Here is an 18,034-nt window from a genome sequence, read left to right on the forward strand (position 1 = left end):
TCCCGGAGCCAGCTACCCGACCCGCTAGCCACCCACCAGCGCGTCTATAATTTTGCATCAGTAACGTTATCGAGAATTTGAACGGTATCCGGAACCGGGAAACCCACGGGAAGGCGCTGGTGATATGGCACGGGGCAAAGCGATTGAGCTGTTCTTGGTGGATGGCACGCCCGGCGGGATTATGACGGCAAGCATCGCGGACTGGACGGGCGTCGTCGTTTCTGCGCGCCGCGACCAGTTATCCGAGCTGCTGCGGCGCGAGGACGCCCACGGTAACGGCGTCTACCTCCTCCTCGGCGCGGATCCGGACGCCATCGATAACACCTGGTGCTACATCGGCAAAACCGAGAATTTTGGCGAGCGGCTACGCACCCACGACCAGCGCAAACCGCAGTGGAACCGAGTTGTCATCATCGGCAGCATGCAAAAATCCTTCAACGAAGGGCATTGGGGTTACCTGGAATCGCGCCTCGTCGATATTGCTCAGGCCGCAGAACGCTGCTCTATGCCCGATAACAAGCAGGTCCCGCGGCTGCGCAAACTCTCAGAAGGTCAGCAGGCTTCGGCGGAATCTTTCCTCGATAATGTCAAGGTTATTCTCCCGATTCTCGGCGTGAATGTGCTGCGCTCACGCTCAACAATCGCCGCGGCTCCCGCTCCGGAAACGCCCGCGTCCACCTCCGCGCTTTTCCATCTGCGCCAAGCCAATAAAGGTGTCGATGCGACGATGCAGCTGGTTGACGGTGAGTATTTCGTTCTCAAAGGTTCGCACGTCGTCGCCGAATGGCACCTGCGTGGTGCCTCCGAATCGACCTTGCGTTCCTACACGTCCTACGCCGCGCTGCATAAAAAGCTCGTCGACGATGGCTCCATAAAAATTTCCGAAGGCGCCGCGGTTCTCACGCGCGATATTGCTTTCGGTTCGCCCTCCACCGCGGCCGCGGTGATCCTGGGGCGCTCCTCGAATGGCCGGCGCGAATGGCTCGCTGATGACGGCCGCACTTTCGGTGAATGGGAAGCGGATAACGCGTAGAAAGGCGCGGGGCGTGTTGTGATGGTACGACGACGCCGCACCTCCCACCCGGCGGGTCCGCTCGACTATCACCGCAACTCTCCGGTTCGGCAACCCTCCGGCTGCGCAACCCACCTCGCGCGTTTCTACAAGTTTTCTGCCGGGTCGTACACCGATAGGAACTTCACGATTCGCTCATTCTTCGAGGTAAAGAAATCTTCCGGGGCGCCTTCGTACTGGATGTGGCCCGCGTCCAAGAAAACCACCTGGTCCGCCACGCGCCTCGTGAAATTCATATCATGGCTCACCACGATGAGGCCCTGCCCCTGGCTGGCCAGTTCGGAAAGAACGTTGGAAACCTCAGCGGCGAGCTCCGGATCCAGCGCGGAGGTTGGCTCGTCGCACAAAAGATATTTCGGACGCATGGCTAGCGCCCTGGCGATTGCTGCCCGCTGGGCCTGGCCGCCAGAAAGCTCCGCGGGATAAGCATGCATCTTCGCGCTGAGTCCAACTCGCTCGAGCAATGACTCGCTGTCGATGCGCGCGGCTTTCTGGTCTTTTCCGTGCAGCCGTGGGGCAAGTTCAACGTTGTCGCGCACGGTCAGGTGCGGGAATAGATGAAAGCCCTGGAATACCATGGCTGAGTGCGAACGGATTTCTTCTTTGTCCGCCTTCGTTACTTGTGCTGGGAAGGCCAGGGAAAAATCCTCAACTTTGATGTGCCCGGAATCGGGAACTTCGAGCAGGTTGAGCGTGCGCAGCAGCGTGGATTTACCGGAACCGGAGGGGCCCACGATCACAGTTGTTTTGCCGGGTGAAAAGGCCGCGGTTACGCCCGCTAAGGCGTGGGTATCCCTGCCGAAGGTTTTAGTTAGGTCTTTTATCTCAATCATTTTTCACCACGTACTTAGAGGTTTTCTTTTCCAGATATGCCTGCAGCCACGCCAGCAGCGTGCAGATGGCCAGGTAAATAGCCGCGACTTCAACGTAAAGTATCAAGGGCTCATAGACGCGCGCTGTTATCTGCTGGCCGATCTGGAACACATCGGAAATGGTGATGACGGAGGCCAGGGACGTTGACTTCACCAGGTTCACGAATTCGTTACTGATGGAAGGCAGCGCGATTCGCCAGATCTGCGGGCCGATGACGTGGCGAAGCGTCTGCCAATGCGTCAGGCGCAACGTAGCGGCTGCCTCCCATTGGCCCGAGGGGATAGAGAGTTGCGCTCCGCGGATTCCCTCGGAGATATACGCGCCGGTGTTCAGCGAAAAGGTGATGATAGCGGCTAGCCAGGCTGAAAGCGTGATGCCGACCTTGGGCAGCCCGAAAAAGACGATGAAGAGCTGCACGAGAAGCGGGGTGCCGCGGAAAATCCACACATACAACCACGCTATGGCCCGAGCTATCCGACTCTTAGATAGCCTCAGTTGGGCAGTAATAATGCCCAAAACGAGCGCTATTGCGAAAGAAATCAGGGAAAGCGGAATCGTAACTTTTAACGTGGCCGCTAAGAGTTGCGGAAAAGACTCGAGCCATAGCGTGATCGTATTCATGACTTACCTTTTAGTTAGGCGAAATATCTTCGCCGATGTACTTCTCAAAGATCTTTGCGTAGGAGCCGTTGCTCAGGCCCTTGGCAATAGATTCGTTGAGTTTCTCCTTGAGTGGTTCAGAACCCTTGGCCAGCATGACCGAAATCTGCACCGGCTCGGCGCCGGGCACCTTGATGCCGTCCAGATCGGTAGCGGAGGTTTTCTTCAGGAAGTCAGAAACCGTCACGACGTCGTTAACCGTGCAGTCTGCCTGGCAGTTAATGACTAGCTGGGTTGATTCAGAAAAACCTTGGCTGGGCACGATATCGGCGCCAGCTGCGGCGGCAGTCTGGCCGTAGTCAGAAGACGGAGTCTGGGCGCACTTCTTGCCTTTAAGATCTTCCAGCTTGGTAATGCCGGAGCCCTTTTTAACCAGGATCTCTGAACGAGAAATAGCGTAAGGAGCGGTGAAATCATATTTCTTCCGGCGCTCCTCCGTCGGGTTGATGTTATTGATGACGATGTCATACTTGCCCGTGTCGAGGCCGGCAATGAGGGAATCCCATTTAGTCTCAACGAATTCGGGTTCAACGCCGAGGTCTTGGGCGATGAGCTGGGCGATCTCCACTTCAAAGCCCACCAGCTTGCCTGATTTGTCATGGTAGCCGTAGGGCACGAAGGTGCCCTCGATGCCTACTTTGAGTTTTCCGGTTTCTTCGATCTGGGCCAGCGAGTCTTTCTTGGCTCCGCAACCGCTCAAGACGGTCACAGCGGCAAGTCCGGCAGCCAGCACCTTAAATATTTTCTTCATTGCGGTTCCCTTAATTGATGGTTTGGGTACTTGATGGTTCGGATATTTGATGGTTCGGTTACTTGACGGTTCCCTTAGCTGATATGTGATAGGGCATTTTCTAGGTCGGCTTTGAGATCGTTGACGTCCTCGATGCCAACAGAGAGGCGCAGCAGACGGTCAGAGATTCCCGCCTTTTCGCGTTCTTCCGGGCTCAGATTTTCGTGGATCATGGTTGCCGGGTGGCAGATCAGGGTTTCCACGGAGCCCAAAGAAACCGCGAAGCGCATAAGCTTCAGATTCTTTGCGAAGGTATGGAAGTCGATGCCGTCAGCAAGTTCAAAGGCGAATAGTGCGCCGTCGCCCTTCGACTGGCGGGTGTGAATCTCCTTTTCTTTGGGTGAATACCAGCCGGGTGCTAATACCCGCGACACGGACGGGTGATTCTCGAGGTAGTTCCGGAGGATTGTGGCATTTTCTTGTTGGCGTTCGAGCCTGATAACAAGCGTCTTTAGCCCGCGCAGAATCGAATAAGAATCGAAAGGCGAGAGGGGATTGCCGAGTGCCTTGGAGGCTATCTTCAGGCTGGAATACCATTCGTCGTCATTGGTCAGTATAAAACCGGCTAAGACATCGGAATGTCCGCCAAAATATTTCGTGCCCGAGTAAACGACGGCATCTGCGCCCAGTTCCAAAGGCCGTTGCAGGTATGCGGTTGAGAAGGTGTTATCAACCACGACCTTGGCATTTACTTTTTTAGCCAAAGATACGACATGGGAAATATCGGTAACCCGGAGGGTGGGGTTGGTGGGCGATTCCAGGAATATCATCGCGGTATCTGCGGGAACTTCCGTCAACTCATTGAAGTCGTCTACGAACTCGGCGGTTATCCCGCGGCGGGTGAAAAATTCGTCGACCAGTAGGAAAGTGCCTCCGTAAACTGACGAGGTAAGTAATACGCGGTCGCCTGTTGTCAGAGAGGAAAAGACCGTCGCGGTGGCGGCCATCCCGGTGGCAAAAGCCAGCGCGTGCTTAGCGTTTTCCACGTACGCAACCGCGGATTCAACAGAGCCGCGGGTCGGGTTGGAGCTGCGCTGATACCCGTACGGCCCCGCGGAGCCGTCGGTGGGTTGCTCGAATGTGGATGCCAGATAAATAGGAGGTATGACAGCGCGGTATTGATCATCGGGGCGCGAGGCGGAGTAGTCGTTAACAACTCGGGTGGCAAAAGAATAGGGTTGAGGCATAGTTAATCCATTTTGGGTACGCGAAATTACGGATAGTGCTATCCGAAAAATAAGGGGGAATTGTGCCCGCTGCGGGCGATAAGAATGTGCTAGCTGAAATTAGCAGGACATGCACATAGGCATACACATGCACATGCAGGTACCCATAGCCATGGAGGCGGATACGAATGTGACGGTGTTATTAGCCATGGTTGAAAGGATAACGGCAAACTGCGTGAGACGCAAACCGGGTGAGGAAAGTCCGTTCGCGGCTTTCTACCGTGTTGAGCTGCGGTAATACGACGACGCCGCGCCTGCCGCCCCGCGCGGGTGCTTGGCTATCACCGCAATTCCCGCGCTTCCCGCACCTCTTGCGCCTCCCGCATCCATAGCTATACACTCAGTGACTAGCTGAACTAGTTACTGAGTGAATAGTTGGTGGTGGGATGGAAGTTCAGTACGCATTCCTCGGTTTGCTTACCCGCGAACCGAGTTACGGCTACGAGTTGAAAAAGCTCTATGACCGCTATTTCGCCGGGGATAAGCCGATTTTGGCCGGCCAGGTATACGCCACCCTCGCGCGGCTGGCCCGCGATGCCAAGGTGACGCAGGTGGATGATCATGAAAGCTCCGGCGGCCCGAGCCGCACCCGCTACGCACTCACAACTACCGGAGAGCACTCCTTACGCGAATGGCTGGCCACCCCGGAAGTCCCGGCGCTCGCGCTCCAGGAGGATCTCTATTTCAAAACGATTCTCGCGCTCCTCGTGACCGGGGATGCCTCCCGCTATCTCAAGGCGCAGCGAGCCACCCACCAGCAGCGTATGCGCGAGCTCACCACCCGCAAGCAGGGCGCCCCGCTGGCTGAAAAACTTCTTCTCGATAGCGCTATTTTCCATATCGAGGCGGATCTGCGCTGGATCCAACTGACTTCCTCGCGTCTCGACCAGCTCAAGGAGGAGCTATGAGCGATAATATTCTTTCCGCCCGGGATCTCAGGAAAAGCTACGGGAAAACGGCCGCGCTGCGCGGCGTGAGCCTGGAGATCCAGCGCGGGGAAATCCTGGCTATTATGGGGCCCTCCGGTTCGGGTAAATCTACTCTGCTCCACGCGCTGGCCGGTATCGAGCTTCCCGATAGCGGTACGGTCTCCTACTTCGGCCCGGTTCCGGCGGGTGCCGGAAACCAGCCGCGCGAACTCACCGCGCTGTCCGATAATGAACGCACTCGCTTGCGCCGCGAGGATTTCGGCTTCGTTTTCCAATTCAGCCAGCTCGTCCCGGAGCTCACCGCCCTGGATAATATCGCGGTGCCGCTTCTGCTGGGCGGCACCGCTAAGCGCACCGCCTACGCCACGGCGTATCACTGGCTCGAGCGCGTCGGTTTAGCGGACCACGCGAAGGCACTGCCTGGCGAAATGTCCGGTGGGGAAGCCCAGCGCATCGCCATCGCCCGGGCGCTGTGCCCCCGTCCCAGCATTCTTTTTGCCGACGAACCCACCGGCTCCCTCGATTCCCTCAACTCCGAATACGTGATGAGCGGCCTGGTGCGCCTGGCCCGCGAACACACCATGACCGTCGTCCTCGTCACCCACGAACCAACCATCGCCGCCTACGCGGACCGCGAGGTCATCGTCCACGACGGAATCCTGGAGGCCTAACCATGCACGTGGCCTGGATCGTGGTACGCCAATCCCTCACCCAAACCAAGGGACGCCTCGCTCTTATTACCGGCGCGGTTGCTTTCGGAACCGTCCTCTTGCTCGCTTTCGCCGCTTTCACCCACGCGACTTTCGACCGCACCGCCGAATCCTGGCAGGAGGCACTGCATAATGCACCGTATGTTGAGGATGTGCCCGCAGCTGCGGCGTCGTCGCATATAAAAATATATCGCCCCGGTATCGATGACCTCGCGGTGGTCGGTGGGGCGCAGGTGGAGGTTCTGTATGTGGACGCAGCCGGGGTGAGCGATCCGGCGCAGCTGCACGGTATCACCTGGCCGGGCCGCGGCGAATATCTGCTGTCGCGCGGGACCCGCACCCTGCTGGAAACCAGCGCGAATCCCGCGGTGGCCGGCCGCTTCGGAACCACCGATCGGGGCACGCTGCCGCAAGAATTCACCAACGGCCCGGACGACCTCCTCGCCGTGGTGGGTGCAGATCTGAGCGAGGTGGGTGTTGCGCACAGCGTGGCCTCGTTCGAGCCGGCCGGGTCGAGTGGCAGTGACCCGAATTTCATCCTGCTCCTCATCGGCCTGGTCGTCCTGCTTTTCCCGGTGCTTTTCCTTATTTCTATTTCGGCTGCGCTCGGCAGTGCCCAGCGCGAACAGCGTTACGCCACGTTGCGCCTAGTGGGGGCCACCACAGCGCAGGTGCGCGGGATTCTCATCCTCGAGGCGCTGGTAGGAGCGGCGGTCGGGTATGTGCTGGGTGTGGCCCTTTTCGTGGTAGCGCGGCCGCTGCTCGCGGAGATTCCGCTGGCGCGCGGGCGCTATTGGGCCGAGTCTCTCGCGGTCACGCCGCTGGCGTACGCCTTCGTCGCGCTCGCGATTATTGCGATGGTGGTGGGGGCGAATCTGTGGGGGCTGCGGCGTATTGATGCCACGCCCCTAGGGGTGGTACGACGCCGCCGTACCCCCAGCCGTCCCTCTCCTCTCAGTTTCGCCGGTATCGCGCTGGCCTGCGCGATCTTCGGCTATCTGTATGTCACCAGCGAAGCGGATAATGCCACGAACTCCGAACAAACTCTTTTCCTGGCGGCTGTGGTCATCATGATGTTTGGCCTGGTGGCGGCAGCGCGCTGGTTGATCTACGCGCTGGCTGGCCTGAGCGCGCGGTGGGCGCGGCGGGCTCCTATGATTATCGGCCAAAAATACGTGCGGGCGCATTCTGGGCGGATCGCCCGCTCGGTTTCCGGGGTGATCCTCGCGCTTTTCGCCGGTACCTTCTTTATTACGACGGTTTCCGAGGTGGATTTCCTGGGCGCGCAGGTTCCTACGGTGGCGGAGAAGATGCCGGCCACTACCGCGGTGCTGGCGAACCTCAGCCCGGAGCAGGCCGAAGCCGCGGCCCGGGCGATTCCCGCGAATGTCCCGGGCGCCCGAGCCCTTACGGTGCCCTATCTCGCGCGGTCCTGGGTGGTGCTTCCCTGCGATGGCACCGAGCGGTACGTGGGACTCACGTGCCAGGGCAGTGGGGTAGTGGGCGTGAATTTTTGGGACTTGGCCGATGCACCGGGCGCCGTCGTCGAAGCTCGTGATGCCACGCAATTAGCCGGAACCGTGCAAGAAGAGCACAGCGCGCATATTTCCGGGCAGGCCCGCGCGCTGCTGCTGTCCCTGCGCGAACCGGGCGATATTGAAGCGGTGCGCACGATCCTCATGAATGCGCAGCTGGGCGAGCCGGGCGATATCTATGTTTTCGCCGGTGGGAGGGGTATCGCGGTGGCGGTGGACAAGACCGTGGAAACGATGACCTACCTCGTCTACGCCGGAATTGCGCTGACGTTTGCAGTGGCGATTGTGTCGCTGCTGGTTTCTACGTACGCGGGGTTATTAGAACGACGCCGTTCTTTGCTGACCCTGCGCCTGAGCGGCATGCAGGTGCGCCAGCTGGCCGCGATGCTCGTGGTGGAGTCGGTGCTCCCGCTGGCGGTCATTGCCGCACTGACAACGGCGGCCGGTTTCGGCTCGGGCTGGCTGCTCATGGAGATGCGCTCGACCACCTTGGATGCCTCGTTCTCGCCTGTATTGCTGCTGGCCTTGCTGGCTGCGCTGGGCTTCTCCCTCCTCGCGATCCTGGCACTCGTACCCGCGCTGCGCCGGGTGAGCGAGCCGGCCAATAACGCGCGGGAGTAGCGGGCTCGGCGCTGTAGGTATTTCCTGGCTGAGCCCTGAGAAGAGATCGTCACGCTAAGACGGCTTCTCGAATCAGCTCGGAGCGTGTCACATTCCGCTCGCGTGCGCGGGCGTCAATAGCTTTAATTTCCTCGGGCGGAAGCTGTACTGCACACGTATTACATACGTAGTACAGGTGTGAAAACATATACCGCATCCTCTGGGAATGGTGCGGCTCTTGAGAAAAGCGAAACTTCACCCTGCTCGCCTCAACGTCTCCTGCCAGCGGTGCGGGGAGCCCCGCGAAACTCCACGCCGCCTTCCTGAGTGCCCCTTGCCAGGCTGGCGCCGTCGTGAAAAAAATAACTTTGCGCACGGCGAAGAAGGGGACATGAGTCCCGCGAAGTTGTCTGACTTTTACTTTTCGGGCTGGGCCGCGCGCGCAAACCGCGATTTTCTGAGGAATTTTCAGGGATTTTCAGCGCGGTTCCGGCGCGTAAAACCGCAGGTAACGGGCAGAAAGTCCCGAGTTTACCACCGGGAACCCCGCGGCGCGCCCGGTGCGAGCTGCGCTACAACGCAGGCATCTTTCATTCGCTAAAGTAAAGGCGCGAGCGACGATGGAGCCGGCAACCGGCATCACGGCTCGTACGGAAACGCGCATGGTTCGTCAAGAGCCGGCGTCGCTCCCGCACCGCGGGTCTCCCGCAGCGCGGGGCGCGCTATATGCCGAAGGTGACACAGGCGCGGATCCATTGGGAGAAAGCGAACTATGGCTACCACTCAGCAAACTGGTGACCGCACCAACGTTGGTGACATGATCGATCGCTTGGCATCGCAGGCAATATCCGCCCTCGAAGAATTCGATGCCTTCGATCAAGAAAAGATTAATGCGATTGTGCACGCGATGGCCCTTGCCGGGGTTGATCAGCACATGGTGCTCGCCAAGGCCGCCATTGAAGAAACAGGCCGCGGCCTCTACGAAGATAAGTGCGTCAAGAATCTTTTCGCCACGGAATATATTTGGAATTCCATCAAGTATGACCGCACTGTGGGCATTATCCGGCAGGATAAGCAGAAGGGCATTATCGAGATCGCTGAGCCCGTGGGTGTGATTGCCGGGGTGACGCCGGTGACCAACCCGACATCCACCACGATGTTTAAGTGCATTATCTCCATCATGACCCGTAACCCGATTATTTTTGCGTTCCACCCCAGCGCGCAAAAGTCCTCGGCGCTCGCCGCGCAGGTCATGCTGGACGCCGCGATTGCCGCCGGCGCCCCCGAACACTGCATCCAGTGGATTGAAACTCCCTCCCTGGAAGCCACGAAGACCCTGCTCAACCACGATTCCATCTCCCTGGCCCTGGCCACCGGGGGTGCGGGCATGGTGGCCTCCGCCTACTCCACCGGCAAGCCGGCCCTGGGCGTGGGCCCGGGTAACGCCCCGGTGTACGTGCACAAGACCGCCAAGGTCAAGCGCACCGTCAACGACCTCATCCTCTCGAAGACTTTCGACAACGGCATGATCTGCGCCTCCGAGCAGTCCCTCGTGATCGATGCCTCGATCCGCGAGGAACTCCTGGCCGAATTTGAGCGCATGGGGTGCCATATTGTCACGCCCGAAGAGAAGAAAGCCCTGGCCAAGTTCATGGTCAAGGAAGATGGCACGATCAGTGCCGACGTCGTCGGTATGAACGCGGACCGCATCGCGGAAGGTGCCGGCATTGACGTTCCCACCGGAACGAAGATCCTCCTCGTCGAGCTCGAAGGCCTCGGCCCTGAAGAACCCTTCTCGCGCGAAAAGCTGTGCCCGGTGCTCGGCTACACCACCGTGGAAAGCGATGCCGAAGGCTTCGACGTGGCCGAAAAGCTGCTGCGCTTCGGCGGTCTGGGCCACACCGCGGTCATCCACACGGAAGACAAGGACGTGGCGCGCGAATACGGCCTGCGTATGAAGGCCTGCCGCATTATCGTTAACGCTCCTTCCGCGCTGGGCGGCATCGGTGACGTCTACAACGGCCTCATCCCCTCCATGACGCTCGGCTGCGGCTCTTACGGGCGGAATTCCGTTTCGCATAACGTCAGCGCTACCGATCTCATTAATGTCAAGCGAATCGCGGAAAGGCGTAACAATATGCAGTGGTTCAAGGTTCCGCCGAAGACGTACTTCGAGCGGTACTCCACGCAGTACCTGCAGAAGATGCCCGCGATTTCGCGTGTCTTTATCGTCACCGACCCGGGCATGGTCATGAACGGCTACGTGGACGTTATTATCGATCACCTCAAGGCCCGCCGGGACGACGTCGCCTGGAACATCTTCCAGGACGTGGAACCCAACCCCTCCTCGACCACGGTGTTCCGCGGGGCGAAACTCATGGAAGAATTCCAGCCCGATTGCATTATCGCCCTGGGCGGCGGTTCTCCCATGGACGCCGCGAAGGCCATGTGGCTCTTCTACGAACACCCCGAATCCTCGTACTTCGGCATGAAGCAGAAGTTCATGGATATCCGCAAGCGCACCTACCGCTTCCCGAAGCTGGGGCGCAAGGCGCAGTTCGTGGCCATCCCGACCACGTCCGGTACCGGTTCGGAATGTACGCCGTTCGCGGTTATTACCGACGCCGAAACCCATGTCAAGTACCCCTTCGCCGATTACGCGATTACCCCGAACGTGGCGATTGTGGACGCGCAGTACGTGGACTCGGTGCCGGCCCGCACCGCGGCCGATTCCGGTATGGACGCGCTTACGCACGCCATCGAATCCTACGTCTCCACGATGGCTAGCGATTACACCCGCGGCCTGTCCATCCGCGCCGCCCAGCTCATCTTCGCCAACCTGCGCAAGTCCGTGCTGGAAGGCGATATGGAAGCCAAGGAAAAGGTGCACAACGCCTCGGCTATGGCCGGTATGGCCTTCGCCAATGCGTTCCTGGGCATTGTCCACTCGCTGTCGCACAAGGTTGGCGGTGAATTCGATATTGCGCACGGTCGCACCAACGCGATCTTCCTGCCGCATGTTATTCGCTACAATGCCACCAAGCCGTACAAGCACTCCATCTTCCCTGCTTACGAGCACTACCGCGCCGACGAAGACCTCGCGGAATTCGCGAGCTACATGGGCTTCCCGGCTTCGACCACCGAAGAGGGCGTGCAGTCCCTCATCGACGAGGTCACCAAGCTCGCCGAGGATCTCGGTATTGAGATGAGCCTCAAGGCGAACGGGGTGACTTGGGAAGCGCTCGAGCCCAAGCTTGACTGGCTCGCCGACCGCGCCCTCGAGGACCAGTGCACCCCGGCCAACCCGAAGGCCCCGCTCGTCTCCGAGCTGCGCACCCTCATCATCGACGCCTTCGAAGGCGAAGTCGGCTACACTGCCTCGCGCGGTGTGGACGTGCTCGCTGACCTCGGCACCGGTGAGGCGGCCCGTCGCAAGGCCGCGAAGGTGCGCAAGGATGAGTCCAGCCGGCCCTCTGCCTCGCAATCGGCCACGAACGCCCAGGTAGAGATCTACGATCACAAGGCCAAGGCCAGCCTCGAGCACGCCGAAGCCGATCAGGATGATCCCGCCGCTGAAGAACTCGTTGATACCCAGCTTGAGAGCGGCTCTTCCGCGAAGGCGTCCGCGAAGGGCGCCAAGGCTGAGAAGAAGAACGACGGCGCAGCTGAGGGCGCGGCGAACTAAGCCAGCAAAGCCAGCCTGGCAGGTGGCGGGCGTCGGGGACACGCAGTCCGGCGCCCGCCGCGCTGGGCCTCAAGGCTCGCCTCCGGCGGGTTTCCATCGGTAGAGTGGGTAAGGTGAAGAAGAAACTACTGACTGTGGCGGGAGCGCTGCTGTGCTCGCTAGCCCTGGCCTCATGTTCCTCATCCCCTTCGGATAACCCCAGTTCCGATCCGAGCTCCTCGGGTCCCGGATCCTGCTCGGTGGAATCGAACGCGCCGGGCTGCTAATCGGCTATCAAGCCGCTGGTGGCCCGGTCCGCGCGCGGCCGGCAGTGATGCCGGGCGCGGGCGCCGTCGTTCCCCTTTAAGTTCCTGGCAAAGAGCGTGGTAACCCGCGCCGTGACATGAAAGAATAACGATATGACCTACACACTGGTATTGCTCCGCCACGGCGAGAGCGATTGGAACGCAAAGAACCTGTTCACCGGTTGGGTTGATGTGCCGCTCTCGGAGAAGGGGCGTGCGGAAGCCGCTCACGGCGGCAAGCTCCTCAAGGAGAACAACATCCTCCCCGACCTCCTCTTCACCTCGCTGCTCCGGCGCGCGATCACCACGGCGAATATCGCCCTGGATGAATGTGATCGCCACTGGATCCCGGTGCAGCGCTCCTGGCACCTGAACGAACGCCACTACGGCGCGCTGCAGGGCAAGAACAAGAAGGAAATCCGCGACGAATACGGCGAAGAGCAGTTCATGCAGTGGCGCCGCTCCTATGATGTTCCGCCGCCGGCCATTGAGCTCGGTTCGGAATGGTCGCAGGATCAGGATCCTCGCTACGCCGGTGAGCCGATCCCGCGCTCGGAATGCCTCAAGGATGTGCTCGCGCGCGCGCTGCCCTACTGGGAATCCGATATCGTTCCCGCTATCAAGACCGGCAAAACGGTCATGATTGCGGCGCACGGCAACTCGCTGCGCGGCATCGTCAAGTACCTTGATGACATCTCCGATGATGACATCGTGGGCGTGAACATCCCCACCGGCATTCCGCTGGTGTACGAGCTTGATGAGGAAACCCTCAAGCCCGTCAAGAAGGGTGGTACCTACCTCGATCCCGAAGCGCAGAAGAAGATCGCGGAAGTTGCCAACCAGGGCAAGTAATTCGCATTCTCTAGCGCTAAGTTAGAGGGCTAAGAGTCAAGCAGGGCTCCGGTTATACCGGGGCCCTGCTGCTTGTTAACCACGGGCGCGCTGTGTGGCGGGGTTGCGGGCCCGCTGATCCGAGGCCGGCATGCACGCTAGCCGTACCGCTCAGGGCCATTGAAGCTCCGGGTGCCCGCCAGCACGGCCCGGCTATGAACTCAGTCACGGCTTCGCGGCCGGGCCTTGTCCAAGCTCGCCCCACCCCCTACCATTGAGCTGGTAATGATAACGGTTATCGTTACGGCTTATGGGCGGCTCGGCCGCTGCCTGTGAAGCGCCCGGTCGCATGCCGAGCGCAGCGCCGCCACCCGGCGGCCTGGATTCACGTATCCGGAGGTGTGTGTCCGAGCATGATGAAGCTGCTACCCGCCGTCGCGTCCATCCTCGCGATGGTCTGCCCCGCCGGTATCCCTTCCGGTGGGAGCCAGGAAGCGCTGGCGGGTAGTGTTTCGGCCGCGGGAGTGAGGACCCGCGCCGAAACTGGCGATCGGAACTCCGATGCGCCACGGGTAGTCGCCTCCACTCCGATACTCGCGGACCTCGCCCAGAACGTTCTGGGCGAGCGGGGTGAGGTGACCTCCCTTGTGCCGCCCGGGGCGGACCCGCATTCTTTTGAACCGTCACTGCGGTCATTGCGGGAACTGGCCCGGGCGGACATCGTCTTCTCCAACCAATTGCTGCTGGAAGACCAAGCGCTGCTCGCCACCATGGATGCTACCAGGCGCCCCGGCGTGAAGAACGTCGGTTTGGGTGAGGCGGCCGTCGCATACGGCGCGCGCCATATCGCACTTGTGGAGGATGCGGCGCTCAGCACCGTGTGGCTCGGTTTCCGGGCCGGTGCACCGGTTGCGTCCCAGTCGCAGGAGGGGAACGACGCCGCACCGTCCGCTCCCACCACCTCCGCTCCCATTGTTTCGCTGCGCGCGCTCTCGGTTACCGGCCCGGGCACCCTCGCCGCTTTCACCACCGGAACGTTCGGGCAGCCCAAGGTCTATATCGATTCCTCGCGTGACGAACTCGGGCACGTGGATCTTCCGGCCCAGGCCCATACCCATATGTCCTGGGCTTTTTCCGCCCCCGGTATCTACGAATTGCGCATGCGCGCCGAAGTGCAGGAAAACGGGCAGAGCCGCAGTCTCGGGGAAGAAACAGTGGTCTTTGCGGTCGGGGTGGACCCGGCCACAACCGGGCGTAGCCGCGTGATCGACGCCGGCCACGTGGATATCACCATGGCCGATAGCGGCGCCATTACCCTGCGCGGGGAAATCGAATCGGCCCGTACCACGGAGGTATCCCCGGATAGTGCGGTCATCGCGGTCCCGCACACCGTAGCCACCCATATTCCCGGTGATCCCGCCTGGCGTTTCCTGGGGCGAGCCGGGGATACCAGCTGGGTATTGGCCCAGGCGGTTCTGGGGGAACACGTGCACGGCGATGTTGATCCGCACCTCTGGCTGGATGCCTCCAATGCCGTTGCTTACGTGGAAACCATCGCCGCCGAGCTCAGCGCCCTGGATCCCGCCGGCGCCCCGACGTACGCGGCGAATGCGCAAGCCTATATCGCCAGATTGCAGGGGCTGGATGAGTGGCTGCGCGGCGTCGTCGCCTCGATCCCGGCGCGGCAACGCAAGCTCGTGACCGCGCACGATGGCTTCGGCTATCTGGCCCGCGCTTACGGCCTGGACACGGTCGGTTTCGTCACTCCGAATCCGGCGCTGGAACCCTCCGCGCGCCAGCTCGCCAATCTCACCCACACACTCATGGACCTGCGTGTTCCCGCTGTTTTCGGGGAACCGACCACGGCGTCGCACGCCGGAGAGCTGCGGGCGGTGGCGAGCGCGGCGGGCGTGGCGGTCTGCCAGCTCTATTCTGATTCTTTCGACGGCGCTGCCACCACCTACGAAGCCATGATGATTGCCAATGGCCGCGCCCTGAAAAACTGCCTCGACCCGGGCGCACTGCCGGCCTGGCCTCCCGATTATGAGGTGCCGCGTCTGCCCCTGGCAACCGCTGCCGACCAGCTTCCTGCCACCGAAACCACGAAGGATAACTCATGACTCGATTTGCCAACGTCCGCTCTGTTTGTGCACGCAGTCTCGCCGCGCTGGTTGTAGCTGCGCTCAGCTGTGCCCTGGTGCTGACGCTGCCCGCGCGCGCCTTCGCCCATCCGGATCCGGCACCCACCGCGCCCGGCTCCAGCACCGCGGTTGACCCGGCCCTCACTCAAACGGTGAGCGGGGATGAGCAGCTGGCCCCGGCCGGCACCCCGGTAGAGATCAGCTCCGGTCACGTGGATATGGGCCCGCGCCTGACGGATGCCGGTTGGGATTTCCTGGTGCGCGATGATTCGGGTGCCGCGCCGGTATGGCGTTCCGTGGATGACGTGGTCTTTCGGGTGGGGGATGCGGCCCGCATGGAGGTGCCCGCCACCGACGCCTACTCCTTTATTCATGCCTCCGGCCCCGCCTACGTCATCCCGCAGCAGCAGCTCGCTGACGTGGTGTGGTTGGGCTGGAATACCCAGGATCCCGGCGTGGTCAGCCGCGTCAACGGGGATGTGGCCCTCACCTACGGCGGGCACGCCGGTGAAGGCCAGTTCACCGCCTTCGTCGATTCGGGGAACTTCTCCGGACCCACCCTGCTGTGGAATTCCGAAGTGGCTACCTCGCAGCCGGTCCACGTTTCCCTCAATACCCACACCCACGCCAATTGGGTTTTCACCCAGCCCGGCGTACACCTGGTGCGCCTAACGGTATCCGCCCAGCTTACGGACGGTACCCAGGTGGAGAAAACCGTGACCTTGCGTTTCGCGGTGGGTGCGAATACTTCTGCCGACGCCGCCCGCGCGGCCCAGTGGCCCAGCGGCAGCGATGGTGCAGCTGCCACCGGCTCGGCCGCGGATAACGCCCGGGCGGGGCAATCCGGCGGCGGTCAATCCGGTACGGCGCAAGCGGGCGCGAACGGTGCTCAGAACCCCGCTGGCGGCGAAGCGGAGATCCCGCTGCGCTGGGTTGTTATCGGCTGCGCCGGTGCTGTGATTCTCATTGCCGCCGGCTTTATCGGGGCGCGTGCTTCACGCCGCCGCCACCAGGCCGCCGCGCTCGCGGCCCGTACCCAGACCCGCGATGGCGCGGAAGGGGAGGAATCGTGCCGGCATTAACGGTCCGTGACCTGGCGGTTGTGCTCGGGGGAGTGCGGGTGCTCCGCGATGTCAACCTCGAGGTGGCAGCCGGTGAACTCGTTGGCCTCATCGGCCCGAACGGCGCCGGGAAAACCACCCTCATGCGCAGCATTATGGGGCTGCTCACGCCGGCAGCGGGCACGATTGAGGTGCGCGGGGAGCGGGTCCGGCCCGGCCGCCCACACCGTGCCATCGGCTACGTGCCGCAGTCGCGCGCCACCCAATGGGGTTACCCCATGAGCGTGGAAGAACTGGTGGCCACCGGCCTGGAACGCCGCGGGCTGCTCGCCCGCACCCGCCTCGGGCGGAACGCGTGGGAAAAGGTCTATGCCGCGCTCGATAGGGTCGATTTATTCGAGATGCGGCGTCGGCCCATCGGGCAGCTTTCCGGCGGGCAGCAACAGCGCATCCTCATCGCGCGCGCCCTCGTACGCGACCCGGCCATCCTCCTCCTGGACGAGCCCTTCACCGGACTCGACCACCCCACCCAGGATTCCCTGGCCGATCTTTTCCTCTCGCTGCGCGCCGGCGGGGCCGGAATTATTATGTCCACCCACGACCTCACCCAGGCCGTCGATATTTCCACCCGGGTGGCCCTCCTCAATCGCACAATTATCGCGGCCGGTCCGCCCGCCGATATCCTCCGCGCCGACCTGTGGATGGAAACCTTCCAAGTGCGGGCTTCCTCGCCGCTGCTGCGCGTCCTCGGAATGGTGAAAGCATGAGTTTCTTCGATTTTCTAGCCGATTTATCCAATCCGGTGCTCGGCTTCCTCCCGCGCGCGCTCCTCGTTGCCATGCTCTCCGCGGTCGTGTGCGGGGCGGTGGGCGTACACGTGGTCCTGCGCGGCATGTCCTTCCTAGGAGATGCCCTCGCCCACGCCGTTTTCCCCGGTATCGTCATCGCTTTCGCGCTCCAGGGTTCCATACTGGTGGGCGGAGCGGTCGCGGGCGGCGTCGTCGCCCTTCTTATCGCGCTCGCCTCGCAAAACCGCAACCTGCGCGAAGACTCGATCATCGGCATCTTTATGGCCGCGGCTTTCGCTTTCGGCGTGGCGCTCATCGCGCGCATCCCCGGCTACACCGGGTCCCTCGAATCTTTCCTTTTCGGTTCGCTCACCGGTGTGGATAGCTCCGACGTGCTCACGTCCGCCATCGTGGCCGCGGCCGTGCTTCTTTTCCTCGCCGTGCTCCACCCGGCGCTGCTCTCCGTGAGCGTGGACCGCGATTTCGCGCGCGCCACCGGCACCCGCGTCCTGCTTGTGGACGTGTGCCTCTACCTCACCGTGGCGCTCGCGGTGGTCATTTCCGTACAGTCCATCGGCAATATTCTGGTGCTGGCGCTGCTCGTCACCCCGGCCGCCACCGCCCGCTTGCTGACCGACCGGGTGGGCACGATGATGCTGCTCGCCCCGCTCCTCGGGTGCGCCAGCGCTTTCGTGGGGGTGTGGCTTTCCTGGGCGGCGGATATCCCGGCGGGCGCGGCTATCGTGCTGGTCACGACGGCGCTTTTCGCCATCGTGTGGCTAAGTGTTCCGGTGCGCGGGAAACTGGTGCGGGCCCGCACCGCACGCGGTAGCGACCGCGCGTAGTACA

At 61.7% G+C, this 18,034-nt stretch carries 16 protein-coding genes; 11 read left to right on the forward strand and 5 right to left on the reverse strand.

All coding sequences use genetic code 11. The annotated features are described in order from the left end of the window. The first annotated feature begins 124 nt into the window (after window positions 1-124). Window positions 125-1,033: a GIY-YIG nuclease family protein gene (locus tag DDD64_RS05045; protein WP_126135324.1), complete on the forward strand. Its 909-nt coding sequence runs from the start codon at window positions 125-127 to the stop codon at window positions 1,031-1,033. Window positions 1,034-1,158: 125 nt separating this feature from the next. Here DDD64_RS05045 and DDD64_RS05050 read toward each other — a convergent pair whose 3' ends face one another. From DDD64_RS05050 to DDD64_RS05065, 4 genes are all read right to left on the reverse strand, one after another. Next, a complete protein-coding gene (locus DDD64_RS05050) occupies window positions 1,159-1,905 on the reverse strand; it encodes an amino acid ABC transporter ATP-binding protein (RefSeq protein WP_126135325.1) in 747 nt (248 codons plus the stop codon). Continuing rightward, window positions 1,898-2,566 (reverse strand): amino acid ABC transporter permease, encoded by a 669-nt coding sequence (locus DDD64_RS05055; RefSeq protein ID WP_126135326.1) that lies wholly within the window; start codon window positions 2,564-2,566, stop codon window positions 1,898-1,900. The genes DDD64_RS05050 and DDD64_RS05055 overlap by 8 nt, the downstream gene beginning before the upstream one ends. A gap of 10 nt (window positions 2,567-2,576) precedes the next feature. Next, a complete protein-coding gene (locus DDD64_RS05060; protein ID WP_126135327.1) occupies window positions 2,577-3,356 on the reverse strand; it encodes a transporter substrate-binding domain-containing protein in 780 nt (259 codons plus the stop codon). A 74-nt stretch (window positions 3,357-3,430) separates the two neighbouring features. Next, window positions 3,431-4,582: a trans-sulfuration enzyme family protein gene (locus DDD64_RS05065; RefSeq protein WP_126135328.1), complete on the reverse strand. Its 1,152-nt coding sequence runs from the start codon at window positions 4,580-4,582 to the stop codon at window positions 3,431-3,433. Window positions 4,583-5,007: 425 nt separating this feature from the next. On the opposite strand from DDD64_RS05065, the gene DDD64_RS05070 reads away from it, so the two are divergent. From DDD64_RS05070 to DDD64_RS05080, 3 genes are read left to right on the forward strand one after another with little or no spacing between them, the layout of a single operon-like run. Next, a complete protein-coding gene (locus tag DDD64_RS05070; protein ID WP_126135329.1) occupies window positions 5,008-5,529 on the forward strand; it encodes a PadR family transcriptional regulator in 522 nt (173 codons plus the stop codon). Continuing rightward, the gene (locus DDD64_RS05075; protein ID WP_126135330.1) at window positions 5,526-6,221 is read left to right on the forward strand and encodes an ABC transporter ATP-binding protein; all 696 of its coding nucleotides are present in this window, start codon (window positions 5,526-5,528) and stop codon (window positions 6,219-6,221) included. The genes DDD64_RS05070 and DDD64_RS05075 overlap by 4 nt, the downstream gene beginning before the upstream one ends. Window positions 6,222-6,229: 8 nt before the next feature. After that, the gene (locus DDD64_RS05080; RefSeq protein ID WP_164545923.1) at window positions 6,230-8,416 is read left to right on the forward strand and encodes an FtsX-like permease family protein; all 2,187 of its coding nucleotides are present in this window, start codon (window positions 6,230-6,232) and stop codon (window positions 8,414-8,416) included. 49 nt (window positions 8,417-8,465) lie between these two features. On the opposite strand, the gene DDD64_RS09105 is transcribed toward DDD64_RS05080, so the two are convergent. Further along, a complete protein-coding gene (locus DDD64_RS09105; RefSeq protein WP_126135345.1) occupies window positions 8,466-8,612 on the reverse strand; it encodes a ribbon-helix-helix domain-containing protein in 147 nt (48 codons plus the stop codon). 555 nt (window positions 8,613-9,167) lie between these two features. On the opposite strand from DDD64_RS09105, the gene adhE reads away from it, so the two are divergent. The 7 genes from adhE to DDD64_RS05115 all read left to right on the forward strand — a co-directional run bounded on the left by adhE (window position 9,168) and on the right by DDD64_RS05115 (window position 18,030). Beyond that, window positions 9,168-12,080, forward strand: a complete 2,913-nt coding sequence (gene adhE, locus DDD64_RS05090) for a bifunctional acetaldehyde-CoA/alcohol dehydrogenase (RefSeq protein ID WP_126135332.1) — start codon at window positions 9,168-9,170, stop codon at window positions 12,078-12,080. Between the two features lie 113 nt (window positions 12,081-12,193). Further along, a complete protein-coding gene (locus tag DDD64_RS08760) occupies window positions 12,194-12,346 on the forward strand; it encodes a hypothetical protein (RefSeq protein WP_154653577.1) in 153 nt (50 codons plus the stop codon). Between the two features lie 132 nt (window positions 12,347-12,478). Further along, window positions 12,479-13,216, forward strand: coding sequence for a phosphoglyceromutase (locus DDD64_RS05095; RefSeq protein WP_016443345.1), 738 nt, complete (start codon window positions 12,479-12,481; stop codon window positions 13,214-13,216). A 392-nt stretch (window positions 13,217-13,608) separates the two neighbouring features. Further along, window positions 13,609-15,315, forward strand: coding sequence for an anchored repeat ABC transporter, substrate-binding protein (locus tag DDD64_RS05100; RefSeq protein ID WP_126135333.1), 1,707 nt, complete (start codon window positions 13,609-13,611; stop codon window positions 15,313-15,315). Continuing rightward, a complete protein-coding gene (locus tag DDD64_RS05105; protein ID WP_126135334.1) occupies window positions 15,312-16,418 on the forward strand; it encodes a choice-of-anchor M domain-containing protein in 1,107 nt (368 codons plus the stop codon). Before DDD64_RS05100 ends, DDD64_RS05105 begins: the two co-directional genes overlap by 4 nt. Continuing rightward, window positions 16,406-17,164, forward strand: coding sequence for an anchored repeat-type ABC transporter ATP-binding subunit (locus DDD64_RS05110; protein WP_016443348.1), 759 nt, complete (start codon window positions 16,406-16,408; stop codon window positions 17,162-17,164). Before DDD64_RS05105 ends, DDD64_RS05110 begins: the two co-directional genes overlap by 13 nt. Continuing rightward, window positions 17,161-18,030, forward strand: coding sequence for an anchored repeat-type ABC transporter permease subunit (locus tag DDD64_RS05115; protein WP_126135336.1), 870 nt, complete (start codon window positions 17,161-17,163; stop codon window positions 18,028-18,030). Before DDD64_RS05110 ends, DDD64_RS05115 begins: the two co-directional genes overlap by 4 nt. The last annotated feature ends 4 nt before the right edge of the window (window positions 18,031-18,034 follow it).

The sequence above is a fragment of the Actinotignum sanguinis genome, assembly GCF_003957255.1.
Taxonomy (GTDB): domain Bacteria; phylum Actinomycetota; class Actinomycetes; order Actinomycetales; family Actinomycetaceae; genus Actinotignum; species Actinotignum sanguinis.

Bases quoted from the DNA above. Each gene is read 5' to 3' on its own strand.
- DDD64_RS05045 (WP_126135324.1), top strand. From the start codon at position 125: ATGGCACGGGGCAAAGCGATTGAGCTGTTCTTGGTGGATGGCACGCCC.
- DDD64_RS05050 (WP_126135325.1), bottom strand. From the start codon at position 1,905: ATGATTGAGATAAAAGACCTAACTAAAACCTTCGGCAGGGATACCCAC.
- DDD64_RS05055 (WP_126135326.1), bottom strand. From the start codon at position 2,566: ATGAATACGATCACGCTATGGCTCGAGTCTTTTCCGCAACTCTTAGCG.
- DDD64_RS05060 (WP_126135327.1), bottom strand. From the start codon at position 3,356: ATGAAGAAAATATTTAAGGTGCTGGCTGCCGGACTTGCCGCTGTGACC.
- DDD64_RS05065 (WP_126135328.1), bottom strand. From the start codon at position 4,582: ATGCCTCAACCCTATTCTTTTGCCACCCGAGTTGTTAACGACTACTCC.
- DDD64_RS05070 (WP_126135329.1), top strand. From the start codon at position 5,008: ATGGAAGTTCAGTACGCATTCCTCGGTTTGCTTACCCGCGAACCGAGT.
- DDD64_RS05075 (WP_126135330.1), top strand. From the start codon at position 5,526: ATGAGCGATAATATTCTTTCCGCCCGGGATCTCAGGAAAAGCTACGGG.
- DDD64_RS09105 (WP_126135345.1), bottom strand. From the start codon at position 8,612: ATGCGGTATATGTTTTCACACCTGTACTACGTATGTAATACGTGTGCA.
- adhE (WP_126135332.1), top strand. From the start codon at position 9,168: ATGGCTACCACTCAGCAAACTGGTGACCGCACCAACGTTGGTGACATG.
- DDD64_RS05095 (WP_016443345.1), top strand. From the start codon at position 12,479: ATGACCTACACACTGGTATTGCTCCGCCACGGCGAGAGCGATTGGAAC.
- DDD64_RS05100 (WP_126135333.1), top strand. From the start codon at position 13,609: ATGATGAAGCTGCTACCCGCCGTCGCGTCCATCCTCGCGATGGTCTGC.
- DDD64_RS05105 (WP_126135334.1), top strand. From the start codon at position 15,312: ATGACTCGATTTGCCAACGTCCGCTCTGTTTGTGCACGCAGTCTCGCC.
- DDD64_RS05115 (WP_126135336.1), top strand. From the start codon at position 17,161: ATGAGTTTCTTCGATTTTCTAGCCGATTTATCCAATCCGGTGCTCGGC.